The sequence below is a fragment of the Pseudoalteromonas sp. S554 genome (assembly GCF_005930865.1).
GTDB lineage: Bacteria > Pseudomonadota > Gammaproteobacteria > Enterobacterales > Alteromonadaceae > Pseudoalteromonas > Pseudoalteromonas marina.
The window spans coordinates 1-276 of the sequence record NZ_PNDV01000191.1 but is presented as its reverse complement, the minus strand read 5'-3'; the positions used below and the strand labels follow the sequence as shown (position 1 = coordinate 276).

Below are 276 nucleotides of genomic sequence, written 5' to 3'. Positions count from 1 at the left end.
CCTTGTATTGGATAAATCATTTAAAGAGTCACCTCTTGAAGGCGACAGTAAATCTATATTACGCATACATCTATTTTGCGAATAGGGGTTATAACAATAAGACTCTTTTTCGGGAAAGGCCATTCGGTAGTCAATAATGCTAGCTAGGTTTTCAAAGGGCAAGTACAGCCATACTTTGTTAATAATCGGAACAGGATTACTATGTTCATGATGTGCACTAAATGGTGGAATTATGTTTTCAGCACATGGATGCCAATGACCCCCCATATCGGTATC

General features: G+C 38.4%; 1 pseudogene. It reads right to left on the bottom strand.

What is annotated here, in order from left to right:
• Positions 1 to 276, bottom strand: a pseudogene (locus CWB65_RS19655) (MJ1255/VC2487 family glycosyltransferase); the annotation flags it as partial.